This is a genomic window from Frondihabitans sp. VKM Ac-2883 (genome assembly GCF_015350875.1).
Taxonomy (GTDB): Bacteria; Actinomycetota; Actinomycetes; order Actinomycetales; family Microbacteriaceae; genus Frondihabitans.
Window position 1 is genome coordinate 335,140 of sequence record NZ_JADKSF010000003.1, and the last position, 15,438, is coordinate 350,577.

Annotated in this window: 15 protein-coding genes, 1 pseudogene and 1 riboswitch; of the genes and pseudogenes, 9 read left to right on the forward strand and 7 right to left on the reverse strand. The window is 67.7% G+C overall.

The annotated features are described in order from the left end of the window. Window positions 1-81: 81 nt before the first annotated feature. The gene (locus ITJ49_RS07750; protein WP_194604024.1) at window positions 82-513 is read right to left on the reverse strand and encodes a nucleoside deaminase; all 432 of its coding nucleotides are present in this window, start codon (window positions 511-513) and stop codon (window positions 82-84) included. A 71-nt stretch (window positions 514-584) separates the two neighbouring features. Between ITJ49_RS07750 and upp the strand changes: the two genes are divergently transcribed. The 8 genes from upp (at window position 585) to ITJ49_RS07790 (ending at window position 8,516) form a co-directional block, all read left to right on the forward strand. Continuing rightward, on the forward strand, window positions 585-1,217 hold the full coding sequence (gene upp, locus ITJ49_RS07755) for a uracil phosphoribosyltransferase (protein ID WP_055959705.1): 633 nt from the start codon (window positions 585-587) through the stop codon (window positions 1,215-1,217). 525 nt (window positions 1,218-1,742) lie between these two features. Next, window positions 1,743-2,471 carry a winged helix-turn-helix domain-containing protein gene (locus ITJ49_RS07760; RefSeq protein WP_194603591.1) on the forward strand — a complete coding sequence of 243 codons (729 nt, stop codon included), beginning with the start codon at window positions 1,743-1,745 and terminating at the stop codon, window positions 2,469-2,471. Window positions 2,472-2,925: 454 nt separating this feature from the next. Then, window positions 2,926-3,561, forward strand: a complete 636-nt coding sequence (locus tag ITJ49_RS07765; RefSeq protein ID WP_194603594.1) for a MarR family winged helix-turn-helix transcriptional regulator — start codon at window positions 2,926-2,928, stop codon at window positions 3,559-3,561. Beyond that, complete coding sequence (locus tag ITJ49_RS07770) at window positions 3,562-4,935, forward strand: deoxyribodipyrimidine photo-lyase (RefSeq protein ID WP_194603597.1); 1,374 nt, start codon at window positions 3,562-3,564, stop codon at window positions 4,933-4,935. Next, window positions 4,932-6,401, forward strand: a complete 1,470-nt coding sequence (locus ITJ49_RS07775; RefSeq protein WP_194603600.1) for a serine hydrolase domain-containing protein — start codon at window positions 4,932-4,934, stop codon at window positions 6,399-6,401. The genes ITJ49_RS07770 and ITJ49_RS07775 overlap by 4 nt, the downstream gene beginning before the upstream one ends. A 120-nt stretch (window positions 6,402-6,521) precedes the next feature. Continuing rightward, window positions 6,522-6,962: a GNAT family N-acetyltransferase gene (locus tag ITJ49_RS07780; RefSeq protein ID WP_194603603.1), complete on the forward strand. Its 441-nt coding sequence runs from the start codon at window positions 6,522-6,524 to the stop codon at window positions 6,960-6,962. A gap of 153 nt (window positions 6,963-7,115) precedes the next feature. Beyond that, the gene (locus ITJ49_RS07785) at window positions 7,116-7,697 is read left to right on the forward strand and encodes a TetR family transcriptional regulator (RefSeq protein ID WP_194603606.1); all 582 of its coding nucleotides are present in this window, start codon (window positions 7,116-7,118) and stop codon (window positions 7,695-7,697) included. A gap of 33 nt (window positions 7,698-7,730) precedes the next feature. Next, window positions 7,731-8,516: a dienelactone hydrolase family protein gene (locus ITJ49_RS07790; RefSeq protein ID WP_370544415.1), complete on the forward strand. Its 786-nt coding sequence runs from the start codon at window positions 7,731-7,733 to the stop codon at window positions 8,514-8,516. A 196-nt stretch (window positions 8,517-8,712) separates the two neighbouring features. Here the strand turns inward: ITJ49_RS07790 and ribH are convergent, their stop codons facing one another. The 4 genes and pseudogenes from ribH to ITJ49_RS07810 form a co-directional block, all read right to left on the reverse strand. Beyond that, window positions 8,713-9,204 (reverse strand): 6,7-dimethyl-8-ribityllumazine synthase, encoded by a 492-nt coding sequence (ribH, locus tag ITJ49_RS07795; RefSeq protein WP_194603608.1) that lies wholly within the window; start codon window positions 9,202-9,204, stop codon window positions 8,713-8,715. Between the two features lie 56 nt (window positions 9,205-9,260). After that, a pseudogene (gene ribB, locus ITJ49_RS07800) lies at window positions 9,261-9,866 on the reverse strand (3,4-dihydroxy-2-butanone-4-phosphate synthase); the annotation flags it as partial. A 2-nt stretch (window positions 9,867-9,868) separates the two neighbouring features. Next, on the reverse strand, window positions 9,869-10,501 hold the full coding sequence (locus ITJ49_RS07805) for a riboflavin synthase (RefSeq protein ID WP_194603611.1): 633 nt from the start codon (window positions 10,499-10,501) through the stop codon (window positions 9,869-9,871). A 103-nt stretch (window positions 10,502-10,604) separates the two neighbouring features. Continuing rightward, window positions 10,605-10,756, reverse strand: a riboswitch (FMN riboswitch). A 133-nt stretch (window positions 10,757-10,889) separates the two neighbouring features. After that, a complete protein-coding gene (locus tag ITJ49_RS07810) occupies window positions 10,890-11,582 on the reverse strand; it encodes a pentapeptide repeat-containing protein (RefSeq protein WP_194603614.1) in 693 nt (230 codons plus the stop codon). A gap of 22 nt (window positions 11,583-11,604) precedes the next feature. On the opposite strand from ITJ49_RS07810, the gene ITJ49_RS07815 reads away from it, so the two are divergent. After that, the gene (locus ITJ49_RS07815) at window positions 11,605-12,483 is read left to right on the forward strand and encodes an aminodeoxychorismate lyase (RefSeq protein WP_194603617.1); all 879 of its coding nucleotides are present in this window, start codon (window positions 11,605-11,607) and stop codon (window positions 12,481-12,483) included. Between the two features lie 138 nt (window positions 12,484-12,621). Here ITJ49_RS07815 and ITJ49_RS07820 read toward each other — a convergent pair whose 3' ends face one another. Then, window positions 12,622-14,016, reverse strand: a complete 1,395-nt coding sequence (locus ITJ49_RS07820; RefSeq protein WP_194603620.1) for an L-serine ammonia-lyase — start codon at window positions 14,014-14,016, stop codon at window positions 12,622-12,624. A 67-nt stretch (window positions 14,017-14,083) separates the two neighbouring features. Further along, window positions 14,084-15,418, reverse strand: coding sequence for an NtaA/DmoA family FMN-dependent monooxygenase (locus ITJ49_RS07825; RefSeq protein ID WP_194603624.1), 1,335 nt, complete (start codon window positions 15,416-15,418; stop codon window positions 14,084-14,086). Window positions 15,419-15,438: the final 20 nt, after the last annotated feature.

The following is a 15,438-nucleotide window of genomic DNA, read 5'->3' on the forward strand; positions in this document are numbered from 1 at the left end:
GGGTTGCGATCGACACCACCTTTCGGGGCGAACACCGCTCATCGACGGTGTTGCGACCGAAAAGCGGTGTCTCAGCGTGAGTCATCGCCGGCTCGCGAAGAAGTCGAGCAGGAGAGCGGCGCACTCGTGCTCGCGCACACCGGCGTAGACCTCGGAGCGGAACGGCAGCCGCCGGTCTCGGAGCACGTCGTAGAGGCTGCCCGCGGCACCGGCCTTGTCGTCCCACGCCCCGAAGACCACGCGCGGCACCCGCGCGGCCAGGATCGCCCCGGCACACATCGGGCACGGCTCCAGGGTCACCACGAGGGTGCACCCGGTGAGGTGCCAGTCGCCGGTGACGGCCGAGGCGGCACGAAGGGCGGTGACCTCGGCGTGGGCCGTCGGATCCTGCAGTTTTTCTCGCTCGTTGTGACCTCGCCCGATCACACGACCGTCGGCATCGACGACGATCGCGCCCACCGGCACGTCGCCTGACTCGGCACAGAGGGCGGCTTCGTCGAGGGCGTCAGCCATCCAGGCGTCGAACTGCTGGGGAAGAGCGGTCATGGACACCTCCGCTCGTCGACTCCGCTAGCCTCGAGCCTATGCGAGTGCACGTGGCAGACCACCCCCTCATCACCCACAAACTGACCGTGCTGCGCGACCGGGAGACCAAGTCGCCGACGTTCCGAGCCCTCACCGAAGAGCTCGTCACACTGCTGGCCTACGAGGCCACTCGGAACGTCCGCACCGAGACGATCGACATCACCACCCCGGTCGGCCCCGCCAAGGGGCTGGCCATTTCGAAGCCGCGTCCGCTCATCGTGCCGATCCTGCGCGCCGGGCTCGGCATGCTCGAGGGCATGATGAAGCTGATCCCGTCGGCGGAGGTCGGGTTCCTCGGCATGGTGCGTGACGAAGAGACCCTGCAGCCGGCCACCTACGCCGAGCGCCTGCCTGACGATCTGTCGAACCGCCAGTGCTTCGTGCTGGACCCGATGCTCGCCACCGGCGGATCCCTCATCGCGGCCATCGACTTCCTGCTCGACCGCGGAGCCGTCGATGTGACCGCCGTGTGCATCCTGGCCTCGCCGGAAGGCCTGGCCGCCGTCGAGAAGGCCATGCACGGCCGCGAAGTGACGATCGTGCTCGGCGCCGTCGACGAGAAGCTGAACGAGAACGGATACATCGTGCCGGGGCTCGGCGACGCGGGCGATCGGCTCTACGGCCTCGCCTGAGCGGCGGTTCGCCCGGATCCTTTGCCCCTTCGCAGCGCGGCGCGGTTGACACGCGCCGTCGCACTGCGAAACAATCGCCCTATGACTGCATACGCGTACGCCCCGATCACCCGAGAGGCAGGCGCCTTCTCGAAGTCGCAGACCTCCCGAGGTCACCTGGCGCACCTCGGCATGATGATGCCGACCGCAGTTATGTGTTGTCGAATGCACGCTTAATCGCCTGTAAGTCTCACAAGACAGTCGACCCGCCGAGTCTCCGTGGGTTCGTAGGCCTGATACAGCTGCCTCACGACCCGCACCCTCAATGCGAGCACATCCGCTCGCGAGGTTGACTCCGGATGCACACCCGCCCACCCGGCGGCGCATCCCCTCCCGCTCCACGATCTTGAGCCTCATTCCGCTCGACGTGGACGCCTCGCGGCACACACACGAAGGCATCACGTTCCTTCTCCGCACGCCCCTGCACTTCACGGGGCTGCATCAGCGGACGAACGGATCCTTCTCCAGTCCAAGGACGCCCCCACCATGTCTCTCGCACTCGACACCACCCCCACCCGCCACCTCAGCGCTGTTCCGGAAGCGGCACCCGCGGCTCCGGCCCCAGCTTCGGCCCCGGCTTCGGCTTCGGCTCCTCGCCTTCGGGCCGTCCCCGACGGGACAGAGGCCCGCGGCTTCGTGCTCTACGTCGGCATCGACGAGCTCAAGGCCCTCGAGGCCGGCACCAGCCTCGGCGAGATCGTCTCGCAGCTGAAAGCCCTCACCCAGCAGCTCGCGCCCAGCGCCGAAACCCACGCGGCCGTCGCCCTGGCCCCCGAGGGCGCTGGCGGGCGGGACGTCGATGTCGTCCGTCTCGCCCTGCACGACCCCGCAGCACTCGCGAAGCACCGCGGAACCGAGATCGACGAGGAGCCCGGCGCACGAGGCGGCGTGGTCGTCGACATCTCGCGCAAGCGCCTTCTTCTCGACGGTGACGCCGCTCCCCTGACCTACAAGGAGTTCGAGCTGCTGCAGTACCTCGTGCTGCGGGAGGGCCGCACCATCGACCGCGCCGAGCTCATCTCGAGCCTGTGGTCGGCCGCCGACGACGAGGTGCCGAACGAGCGCACCATCGACGTGCATGTGCGCCGCCTGCGCTCCAAGCTCGGGGCGTTCGAAGACATCGTGCGCACCGTCCGCGGAGTTGGCTACCGCTTCGACCGTCACGCCGACGTGTCGATTCGTCAGGCGTCGACTCCGTCGCCCGACGTGTTCTGAATCTTCTGCGTCGGCTCGGCTGCAAATTTGAAGGAAAAACCCGCGGCCGCCGCCGAAGTCATGCCGATCGGGGGCGGTCTGCGCCGGGATCTCCTTCGAATTTGCAGACGGGGCAGAGCGCAGGATCCGGGCGTCCCCCGATCGACCCACCGTGCGTACCCCGGTTTATCTCCCGGCAACACTCCTATAAGCCCATTCCCAGAAAAATAACGATTCGGTAACTAGACCCCGTTACCAAGCCGTTATAGATTGATGTCACTGAAGTCGTTTGCTGTGGCGGCTCCAGTGGAATGTGATTGCAGGACACTCTTGGTGCAAGGGAGAGGGTCGGTCTCAAGCCTCTGAGACCGACCCTCAGTCCGTTAACCGGGGTCGCCTAAGGCCTGTGGAAAGATCCGGTCGCTGTCAGCGACTCCTCCCTAGACTGGTGGCTCTCGCCAGCAAGGAGCAGTACATGACAACGGCGTCCCCGACAGACACGGTGCCCGCGGACGGCAGCACGCCCGCAAAGGGCACCGCGACCGCCAAGGGCACTGCGCCCTCCAGAGGAGACAAAGCACTTGCTGTCGGCGCCTGGGAGGCCCTGTTCCGAGCCCAGGTCACGATCATGCGCGAACTGACCGCCTGCTTTCCGACCGGCGAGATCTCGTTCAACGAGTACGACGTGCTCTTCAACCTGTCGAACCAACCCGACCGCAGGGCACGAATCAAAGACCTCACGCAGCACCTGCTTCTTACTCAGCCGAGCATCAGTCGACTGGTCGACCGTCTAGCAGCCAAGGGCATCGTCGAGAAGCAGAGCGATCCAGGTGACGGTCGCGGCATCATCGTGGCCCTGACGACTATCGGCGCCGACGTGTTCCGCTCGACAGCCGTGCGGCATGCCGACGCTATATCGCGACGTGTCGGGGGCACCCTCGACCACGACGAACTGATGCAGCTCCAGGCGCTCTGCACGAAGCTCCGCCAGGGCCCGAAGATCGCCGAGACTCCCGACGAAGACCGGGTCTGCCTCCCCGGCGATGCGGCCGACGTGCTCGACGGGCCTTCCGATCCCGGCACGGCCACGACGACGACGGAGGGTCGCTGAATGGGCTCCCCCACCCTGGTCTGGTTGCGCGACGACCTGCGAATCGGCGACAACCCCGCACTGCACAAGGCAGTCGAGCGCGGCGAGCCGATCGTCGTCGTCTACGTGCTCGAAGACGACTCGCGCGGGCTTCGTCCCCTCGGCGCCGCTTCGAGATGGTGGCTGCACCAGAGCCTCACCGCCCTCGGCGACGACCTGGAGAAACGTGGCGCGGCACTGACGTTGCGCACGGGTGATGCAGTCAGTGTCATCCCCGACCTGGTCGAAGAGATCGGAGCGGGCGCCGTCTACTGGAACCGTCGGTACGGCAAAGCCGCTCGCGAGATCGACACCGCGATCAAGAGCGGTCTTCACGAGCAAGACATCGAAGCCCACAGCTTTCAGGGCAGCCTGATGTTCGAACCATGGACGATCCAGACGGGTTCGGGCACACCGTTCAAGGTCTTCACTCCCTTCTATCGCGCGTGCCTCGAGCAACCGGAGCCGCGGCACCCCTACCCGGCGCCGAAGCAGCTCGACGGCCTGAAGCCGGAGCCGAAGAGTGACGACCTCGGATCCTGGGGTCTTCTGCCCACGAAGCCCGACTGGGCGTCCGGGCTCCGCGACCGCTGGGTGCCCGGTGAGCACGAGGCACACGCCACTCTCGAGCGCTTCATCGGCGACGATCTCGCGCAGTACAACGATCGTGACTTCCCGGCCGACGACACCACCAGCCATCTTTCGCCGTATCTGCGATTCGGTGAGATCAGTCCGTTCCAGGTGTGGCATCGGGTGCGGGGCGACCTCTCGGCCCCCCAGCGTGCGCAGGCCGCCGGGTTCCTCCGCGAGGTCGTCTGGCGTGAGTTCAACTACACCGTGCTCTTTGCGAACCCCGACCTCGCGACCTCGAATTACCGGCCCGAGTTCGATGCGTTCGAGTGGGCGACACCCGAGCCCGGTGAGGTCGAGGCGTGGCAGCAGGGCAAAACGGGCATCCCCCTGGTCGACGCGGGCATGCGCGAGCTGTGGTCGTCGGGAGTCATGCACAACCGCGTGCGCATGGTGACCGCGAGCTTCTTGATCAAGAACCTCCTGATCGACTGGCGGGTCGGCGAGCAGTGGTTCTGGGATTGCCTGGTCGACGCCGACGAGGCGAGCAACCCCGGCAACTGGCAGTGGGTCGCCGGCTCCGGCGCCGATGCTGCGCCGTACTTCCGCGTGTTCAATCCCGTGCTGCAGGCCGACAAGTTCGACAAGCACGGCGAGTACATCCGCCAGTGGGTGCCCGAATACGGCACCGACGACTACCCCGAGCCGATGGTCGACCTCAAGGCCAGCCGAGCTCAGGCCCTGGCGGCCTACGCCGACATGCGAAGCAAGGCAGGGCTGAAGTGACCCCCTTCGACGAAGCACTCCGCGGCGTCGATCGGCTGTTCGAGCAGCGGTCCACCGAGACCCGGGCTCCGAGCGCGTCTTACGGGATCTTCACGCCGGGCGGCCTGGTGCACACCGGGTCGACCGGGGCTGCGGCCGGATCCTCGCCCACCGCCGACACGATCTACCGAATTGCCTCGTGTACGAAAAGCTTTACCGCGACCGTCGTCCTTGCCCTTCGCGACGCCGGGCAGGTGGGCCTCGACGACGCGATCACGCGGTACATCCCGGCGTTCGAGGCAGTACGTCTGCCGACCGCCGACTCCCCCGTGCCGACGATCCGGATGCTGCTGACGATGTCGGCGGGCTTCCCGACCGACGACCCCTGGGGCGACCGGCAGGAGTCGATCACTGACGACGAACTCGACGCGCTCCTCGGCACGGGCCTCCGGTTCGACAGCATTCCCGGCACGACCTTCGCGTACTCCAACCTCGGCTATGCCCTTCTCGGTCGCATCATCAGCGTCGTCGCCGAACGCCCCTACCGCGATGTCGTCACCGACACGATCCTCCGACCCCTCGGCCTCACCTCGACCGGTTTCGTTCGACCGGACGACGACTCCCGGCTCGCGATCGGCCACCGGCGGCTCGACGACGACTGGCAACCGCTGCCGTTCTCCGGGCCGGGCGGCTTCTCGTCGATCGGCGGCCTCTTCAGCACGGTGACCGATCTTTCGCGGTGGGCGCGCTGGTTGGCGTCGGCCTTCGACGGTGCGGCTCGCCATCCCGGTGTCGACGACGCCGCACGATCTGTCAGCTCGGCAGACCACGACGGCATCCTTTCGAGATCGTCGCGACGCGAGATGCAGCAGCTTCAGCGATTCGTACCGTCGGTGTCGGCCTCCACCGGCAGCCCCACCGGTTACGGGTTCGGATTGTTCGTCGAGGAGGTGCCCGGGCTCGGGCCGGTCGTGTCGCACTCGGGCGGGTATCCCGGCTTTTCGGCGCACATGCGCTGGCACGCCGCATCCGGCATCGGAATCATCGCCTTCGAGAACGCCACCTACGCGCAGGTGTCGGTGCCTGCGGCGGCAACCCTGCACGCCCTCCTCAGCGACGTAGGCGCCGTGCCCGCGGCCGAGGTGTGGCCCGAGACCCGCGTTGCGCAGGCGGCCGTAGACGCCGCTGTGCGCGGGGGCTCCCCCCTCGATCCGGCCCTCGTCTCACCCAACGTCGAGCTCGACATCCCCTTCACCCATCGGCGGCGCGTCTGGGCCGAGGCGATCGCCGCGGTCGGAGAGCTCGAGCCGGCCTCGCTGCCCGACCGCCTCACGCTCGACGCCGAAGCGGGTGAATCGTCCCAGGCCCCATCGCACCTCCGCTGGCGGATCGTCGGCGACCGGGGCGCCCTTCGCGTCGAGATCCGCCTCACTCCCGAGGGAACCCCGCGCATCCAAACACTGACCGTGCGCCCCGAGCACGCCTGATCGTCTCCCGTCAGCGAGACTCCAGTAGATGCGGGTTTGGTGCCCGGCGACCCGCACCTACTGGAGTCTCGAAGCCCAGCGGCGAAAGCGGGGCGCAGGGGCGATCGGTACGCTCGGAGGATGACCGTCACGTATCACCGCGCACCCACCGCTGAGCTCGATCCGGTCGTGCTGTATCGGATCCTTCGGCTGCGGGTCGACGTCTTCGTGGTCGAGCAGGAGTGCGCTTACCCGGAGCTTGACGGGCGCGACCTCGAAGAGGGCACCGTTCAATTCTGGGCCGAGGTCGACGGCGAGGTGACGGCGACGCTGCGCCTTCTCGACGACGGCGACTCCGTCCGGCGGATCGGACGCGTCGCCACCGCAGTCGCCGCGCGCGGGCAGGGGCACGCGGGCGTGCTGATGCAGCAGGCGGTCGATGCCAGCGGCGGGCAAGCGATGCGGCTCGATGCGCAGGCACGCCTGGAGGGCTGGTACGGCCGCTTCGGGTTCGTGCGCGACGGCGCTGATTTTCTCGAGGACGACATCGTGCATGTGCCGATGGCGCGCCCGGCGAGCTGAGCCCGATGGCGCGTCCGGCAAGCTGAGCCCGAAGGCGCGCCCCGCACGCTGACCCTGGCAGACGAACCGCAGGATCCTGCCCCCGTCGCTCGACCGAACCATTCTTCTCGGAAACCTGTCAATCAGATGCCTCCCGGGTAATACACTCGAAAAATGGCACGCCGCGACACACCACCCCGTGAACGACTCCTTCTCGCCGCTCACGCGGAATTCGCAGAGCGAGGGCTCGCCGGGGCGCGAATCGACACCATCGCCCGTCAGGCCGAGGCCAGCAAAGAGCGGCTGTACGCGCACTTCAAGACGAAGCGCGACCTATTCGATGCGGCCCTGGCCGACTCGCTCGACCGCTGGGTCGCAGCTGTGCCGATGGACGCTCGCGATCTGCCCGGGTGGGCTTCGCGCCTCTATCTGCACTTCGCGGGTCATCGTGACGACGCGCGCCTTCTGCTCTGGGGTCAGATCGAGGGCGTGACGTTCGCCGCTCCTGGAGTCATCAACCACGAAGAGCTCGACGCCCGCCGAAAGAGCGTGCTCGACGCGCAGAACGAAGGCCTCATTGGCCCGGACTGGCGGCCCGACGAGGTGCTCACCCTCGTGTTCGGACTCGTTCTCTCATGGTTCGTGACACCCGGTACGACGAACCTCCACCTTCGCAACGACGACCGTCGCGCAGCCGTCATCCACCAGGCCGTGACCCGGCTCATCGCCGGCAATCCCCTCCCCGTCACCGACTGACACCACCCGTCCGCCAGGGAGTAGCCTCCCCTCGTGACCCTCGACCGAGACTCCCTGACCCCTGCCCTCCGCGACGTGCTCGACAGCGTCCCCGACACCTCCGGCGTCGTCACCGAAAGCGTGATGAACGCCGCCGGTGACACCGACATCGAGGGCTACGTCGCCCGCCCCGAGGGTGGCGACCTTCACCCCGGCGTGCTCGTGATCCACGACTGGTTCGGCCTCGTCGACCACGTGAAAGTGCGCGCCGAGATGCTCGCCCGCCTCGGCTACGTCGCTCTCGCGGGCGATATCTACGGTGCCGACGATCGCCCGGCCAACGGCGATGAAGCGGCTGCCCTCGCCGGCAAGTTCTATGGCGACACCGACCTCTTTCGCGAGCGCGTGCTGGCAAACCTCGACGTGCTCCGCGCGACCCCGGGCGTCGATCCGGAGCGAATCGCGATCATGGGCTACTGCTTCGGCGGCTCGGCCTCGCTCGAGGCGGTGCGCGCCGGAGCGAATGTGGCGGGCGTGGTCTCGTTCCACGGCGGCCTGAAGACGGGCGCGCCTGCCGAGCCCGACTCGGTCAGCGCGCCGGTCCTCGTGCTGACGGGGGCGGACGACCCGGTTGTTCCGCCGAGCGACGTGGTCGCGTTCGAAGACGAGATGAAGAGCGCAGGATCCGACGACTGGCAGGTCGTCACCTACTCCGGCGCCCTTCACGCGTTCGCCGTTCCGGACGCCGACGCGCCCGAGCACGGCGCCGCCTTCCAGGCCACTGCCAATCGCCGGTCGTGGGCCGCGATGCAGACCTTCTTCGGCGAGGTGTTCGCGTAGGCGAGCGGAGCGCCCGGCGTCTCGTGAGGGTGCGATCTACACCCACATGATGGGCCTGCACACGCCTGATCGGCACAGACCCGCACGATCGGCATAAACAGCCCGGCTAGGGCAGGTGTTTAGGCCGATCGTGCGGGTCTGGGCCGACTATGCGGGTCTGTGCCGGTCGCGCGGGTCTGTGCCGTTGGAACAGCGGTCAGGCGACGTTGACCGACGCTGCCGCAAGCTGACGCAGCGTCAAAACCGTCTCGACCGCGGCCGAAGCGGCCTCCGCACCCTTGTCTTCTTTCGAGTCGGGGTAACCGGCCCGGTCGATTCCCTGCTGCTCGTCGTCGAGGGTGAGCAGCCCGAAGCCGACGGGCTTGCCCGTGTCGATCGCCACTCGGGTAAGCCCAGAGGTCGCGGCGTCCGAGACGTATTCGAAGTGGGGCGTACCGCCGCGGATGATGACTCCGAGGGCGACGACCGCGTCGGCACCGTTCTCGAGGGCGGCCTTCGCCACGACCGGAAGCTCGAAGCTGCCGGGCACCCGCACGACCGAGACCGTGGCGTTCATGGCCTTGAGCGACCGGAGCGCTCCGGCGAGAAGGCCTTCGGCGATGACCGTGTGCCAGGTGCCTGAGACGACCGTGACACGGACTCCCGTGCCGTCGATGTCGCTGGTAGTGGGTGCTCCCTCGCCGCTCATGCGGTTTCTCCTTCAAATTCTGACGTGCTGTCGGACGTGGTGGTCTGGGCTGGTGCGTCGAGCCAGTCGACGAGCTGGGCGATCGTGATGACCGGCACGCCCTCGCGAGCACCGAACTCGCGCAGGGCCGGCAACCGCATCATCTCGCCGTCGTCGGCGACGATCTCGCTGATCACGCCGACCGGCTGGAGCCCCGCGGCGATCATGAGGTCGACAGCCGCCTCGGTGTGTCCGTTGCGCACCCGGACACCGCCCGCGACCGCGCGGAGCGGCAGGATGTGGCCGGGCCGGTGCAGGTCGGAGCGGACCGACTCGGGGTCGGCCAACACCCGCAGGGTCCGGGCTCGGTCGTGCGCCGAGATGCCGGTCGTCACGCCCGACGCCGCGTCGACGCTGATCGTGTAGGCCGTGCCCCGAACGTCTTCGTTGTGGGCGACCATCGGCGGCAGGTCGAGCCGGTCGGCGATCTCGGCCGTCATCGGCGCACACACGAATCCCGATGAGTAGCGGACCAGCCAGGCCAGCCACTCCTTCGAGGCGAGCTCGGCCGAGAGGATGATGTCGCCCTCGTTCTCTCGCGACTCGTCGTCGGCGACGATCACCGGACGCCCCAGGCGCAGTTGCTCCAGCGCGGTATCGATGGTGTCGAGCGAGGTGGTCACGGTCACAGAGCCGTCCCCACCGTCTGGATCTCGTCGATCCGCAGCATGCGACGCACGTGACGCGCCAGCACGTCGGTCTCGACATTGACCCGATCGCCGATGGACTTCTGCCCCAGCGTCGTCGCGGCGAGCGTCTCGGGAATCAGCGACACCTCGAACCACCCGTCGGCGGCTCCGGGCTCCGAGATGTCGCTCACGGTCAGGCTCACGCCCTCGAGGGTGACCGAGCCCTTGTTGACGAGAAGCGGTGCGAGCTCTCGCGACAGGCTGAAGCGCAGTCGGCGCCAGGCGTCGCCGGGGTGGATCTCGAGGAGCTCGGAGGTGCCGTCGACGTGACCCTGCACGATGTGGCCGCCGAGTCGATCTCCGACGCGCGCTGCCCGCTCGAGGTTGACGCGGGATCCTGCGGTCAGGTCTCCGATCGTGCTCATGACGAGGGTCTGCCGCATGACGTCGGCCGTGAACGTCTCGTCGGTCGACGCGACCACAGTGAGGCACACGCCGCTGACGGCGATCGAGTCGCCGTGGTGCACGCCGTCGACGGCGAGCGGCCCGCGGACGGTCAGGCGGACGGAGTCGTCTCCGGCGTCGACCTGGACGATCTCGCCCAGCTCTTCGATGATTCCCGTGAACACGTGGGGCCTCCGGTCAGTGATGTCGATGGTGATGACAGAGCACTCCGGGGAACGGTCGACCGATGGCCGCCACCCGCGCACCAGGAAACAAAGGTGTGCACGGGCACGCGCTGCCTCCTATCCGGACTTTCACCGTCGGTACTGGAATCACACCAGTTCAGCCGACTGGTCGCCGCGATCGTGATGATCGCGGTTCACAGGCGGGTCGCGGACTATACCGCCGGTTCAGAATCTCACTGACCCCGGAGCGCGTTGCTTGATTCTCAAGTTAGCACCGGATTGTTACGGCTGTCTTACGCATTACGTCCGTCGACATTTCGCCGCCCGCGCACGGCCAAAAAGACCGGGAAACCAAGGATCCGCCGCCTCCGCCGCAGGAACGTACCTCTCAGCGGACGATCAGCCCGACCTGCGCGGCCAGCAGCGGTGCGAGCAGGCTGAGCTGGAACTCGTCGATCACGGCCCCCGACAGCCCCTCGAGCCCGTCGACCCGGTCGAAGGTCGCACCGCGGAGGTCGACCGATGCCAACCGGGCGCCCGTGACATCGAGCGAGCCCAGGCGGCAGTCGACAAGCGACACCCGGGTAGCGACGGCCCCACCCAGGTCGAGTTCACCGATCGAGCAGCCCTCGATGACCACGTCGGTGAGCGTCGACGAGCGCAGGTTGAGGTAGTCGATCTTGCCGCCCGAGAGGCGCAGCGACTCGATCTCGGAGTCGAACAGCTCGGCGGACCCCCACCGCGGCCGATCGAGTCGGACGGCCCGCCAGGTCGTGCGAGCGGCCTTGAGCTCGGGCGCGAACGAGTCGACGAAGCGCGACTCGACGAACCGGCCTCCCCGGAGCCGCGCTCCCCCGAGGCTCACGCCGTCGAAGATGCACTCCCTGAAGCTCGAGCCCTCGAGGTCGTAGTCGGTGAGGTCGCCGCCGTCGAAGCGCACGCCGTCGTGTGATTCGCGCGACCCCAGGTCTTCGGCCGACCCGGAGACCAATGATTCGGCATCCAGGTCGGGATCGTCGACGCGGGGCGCCTCGACCTCGTCGCCGGTGGATTTCTTCGTCGGTCGTCGCGCAGTGGCCATGACAGAACGGTACCGTCGGGGTATGACAGTGAAGCCGATTCTGCTGATGCTCCGCACCGATTCGTCGGGTGATATCGAAGTGCGGGCGGCGGATCCTGATGCTCCCCAGGTGTCGGTGCTCGACTTCGGAGTGACGCGCGGAGACGGCGTGTTCGAGAGCATCGGCGTGGTCGGCGGACGCCCGCAGGCGCTTGAACCGCATCTCGACCGACTCGCGAAGTCGGCGGCGATGCTCGACCTGCCGGAGCCGCCGCTGGATGTCTGGCAGTCGGCCGTGCTTCAGAGCATTGAGCTGGCCGGGCCCGATGCTGCCAGCGAGGAGCTCCTCGTCAAACTGATCTACACGCGTGGTATCGAGGGCGGGGACGACACGGCGACCGGGTGGGTCCACCTGTTCTCGTCGGGCCCCTACGACCACGAACGCGAGGGCGGGATCTCGGTGGTGACGCTCGACCGCGGCTACCGGAGCGACGTCGCGACCACGTCACCGTGGCTGCTGCAGGGCGCGAAGACCCTCTCGTACGCCGTGAACAAGGCCGCCCTTCGCGAGGCGGGCCGGCGCGGAGCCGACGACGTCATCTTCATCTCGACCGACGGCATCGTGCTCGAAGGGCCGAACTCGACGGTCATCGCGCTCATCGATGGCGTCTACGTGACGACGCCGTCGTCGCTCGGGGTGTTGGAAGGGACGACGCAGGCGGCGTTCTTCGCGGATGCCGAGGGGCGAGGAGCAGCGACGGAGTACCGCTCGATCACGGTCGACGAGCTGCGGGCGGCGTCGGCGCTGTGGCTGGCATCGTCGGGTCGGCAGATCGCGCCGGTGGTGACGCTCGACGGCGAGGCAGTTGCGCAGGATCCGGCGTTCACGTCTGCTGCGGTTGGCCGGCTGCTGGCGCGCTGATCTGCGGGGTGCTCGCCCTGCAAATTTGAAGGAGATTTCTGGGCTGAGGGCCCCGGATCCGCCTCACTTTCGGGCTGAGCGCGCGTTTTTCCTTCGAATTTGCAAAAAGGGCGCGGGCGACCAGTTGGCCGGGCCGGGTCAGCACTCGATGACGTTGACCGCGAGGCCCGCGGCGCTCGTCTCTTTGTAGTTGGCCGACATGTCGCGCCCGGTCTGCCGCATCGTCTCGATCACGGTGTCGAGGCTGATGAAGTGCGAGCCGTCACCGAGCAGCGCCAGGCGGGCGGCCGACACGGCGGTTCCTGAGGCGATGGCGTTGCGTTCGATGCAGGGCACCTGCACGAAGCCGCCGACCGGGTCGCAGGTCAGGCCGAGGTGGTGCTCCATCGCGATCTCGGCGGCGTTCTCGATTTGACGCACTGTTCCCCCGAGCACCGCGCACAACCCGGCCGCCGCCATCGACGCGGCTGTTCCGACCTCGCCCTGGCATCCGGCCTCCGCGCCCGAGATCGACGCGTTGCGCTTGTACAAGGATCCGACGACGGCCGCGGTCAGCAGGTAGTCGCGCACGATCGACTCTCGCGAGATGCCGAGGAAGGTCAGCGCGTACTTGCCGATCGCCGGGATGATTCCGGCCGCGCCGTTCGTCGGCGCCGTGACGACCCGCCCTCCGCCGGCGTTCTCCTCATTGACCGCGAGCGCAAACGCCTGGAGCCAGCGGTGCGGCGCGTCGGGAACAGCCGCTCCCCCGGCCTCCTCGGCGGTGAGATGCGCCGCGACGTCATGAGCGCGACGCGGCACCTGCATCCAGCCGGGCATGACGCCCGTTGTCGAGAGTCCGGCATGGATGCACTCCTCCATTGCCGACCAGCGCTCCTCGAGGCCCGCCTCGAGGGCGTCGACCCCGTGGAGTGCAACCTCGTTCTGCCAGGCGACATCGGCGATCGAGAGGCCGGCGCGATCACAGACCTCCAGCAGCTCGGCTGCCGTGGCAAAGCCGAGCGGCGCTTCGCGAGTCGGCAGGGGGCGATCCGCTTCTCCTTCGCGAACCACGAATCCACCGCCGACCGAGAAGTACACGTCGCGCCCGAGGCTCGCACCAGCCGCATCGCGCGCCTCGAACGAGAGGGCATTCGGGTGCTCGGGCAAGCGGGTCAGGGGCGCGAGGCGGAGGTCGTCGCGACCGAAGGGAATGGTGATCTGGCCGGCGAGGGTGAGGGATCCTGCGCTCTCGATCCTGTCGCGCAACCCCCGCACGTCGTCGGGGTCGCAGGTCTCCGGCTCAAGCCCCTGCAGGCCCGCGAGGACTGCGTCGAGGGTGCCGTGGCCGAGGCCCGTGGCGGCGAGCGACCCGTAGAGGACGACCTCGACGCTCGCGATCTGCTCGGGTGGCTGACCGTTCGAAGCGAAGGATCCGAGGAGTTCGGCGACAAAGCGGCTCGCGGCCCGCATCGGACCGACCGTGTGCGACGACGACGGGCCGATCCCCACGGAGAAGAGGTCGAGGGCCGAGACGTACCGCGTGGAGCTCATGCTTCGAGGGTACGCGAGGGGTCGGGCCGGCTCCCCGTGCCGAAGGATCCGACCCGACCCTGCTCGATCAGAACGCCAGCAGGTTCTCCCGCAGGGTCGACCCGGTGTACTCCTCGCGGATCAGGCCCCGTCGACGGAGGGCCGGTGCGAGCCCATCGGCCACAATGGCGAAGTTCATGCGCGTGGTCGGCATGTAGATGAGGAATCCGTCGCCGCCGATCTCTTCCATCAGATCGCCCATCTTGCCGGCTACCGTGTCGGGCGACCCCCAGAGACCCATGTCGCTCACCTGGTGCGACGACGCGACGACCTCGCGGAGAGTCTTGTCGTCGTGCCCTTCGAAGAGGTTCTTGATCGACGTGTGCTCGCCGTTCTGCTTCGACAGGTCGATGTCTTTGATGAGGGTGTCGGGGTCGATGCCTCCGAAGTCGATGCGACCACCGGAGGTGTACGACATGTTCCAGAGGTTGTACTCGATGCCCTTGTCGCTGGCGCGATAGGACCTCGCGGCCTCGACCTGCGCCCACGCCTCCTCGTCGGTCGCCGCGATGGTCGGTGTCACGAGGAACATGAACTTCACGTCGTCGGGGTTGCGGCCGTAGGCGGCCACGCGCTCCCGCATGTCGTCGCGATACGCACGACCGCCTGCGCCGTCGCGCACCATCGAGATCATGGTGTCGTCGTACTTGGCGGCGAGGTCGCGACCCGGGCCCGAGCTTCCGGCCGAGCAGATCGGGGGCGTCCGCTGAGGGCCGGGAATGGTGTTGAGCGGGCCGCGCGACTTGAAGTACTTGCCCTCGAAATCGATGGGGTGCACCTTCGTGTGGTCGGCGTAGACGCCCTTCTCCGGATCGGCGATGACAGCGCCCTCCTCCCACGACTGCTGCAGCTGCAGCACGACGTCGGTCCACTCCATGGCCATCTCGTATCGCTCGTCGTGATCGAGGTGTTTCTCGTAGCCGTAGTTCTGGGCGACCCGGTCGGTGACGCTCGTGACGACGTTCATACCGATGCGCCCCTTGGTCAGATGGTCGAGCGTCGTATAGAGCCGCGCCGCGAGGTAGGGCGGGTACTGGATCGTCGAGACCGTCGGGATGATGCCGATGTGCTTCGTGGCCTGCGTCATGAGCGGCACGAGAGGCATCGGGTCGCTCTTCGGTGCCATGAAGCCGCGGCGGAGCGAGGTGTCGGCACTGCCGTTGTAGCTGTCTTCGACCATGGCCGTGTCTTCGATGAGTATGTAGTCGAAGCCGGCGCGCTCGAGGCTGGTGGCCATGTCGATGTAGATGGCGGGGTCTGTCCAGTCGTGGGCATTGCGCCCGACCCAGGGGCCGTCGCCGTTCGTGGCGCTCCACGGGTGGATGCCGTAGCCGTCGCCGAGGAACCAGGTGAGATGGAACATGTGCTGCCTTTCATGGTGGG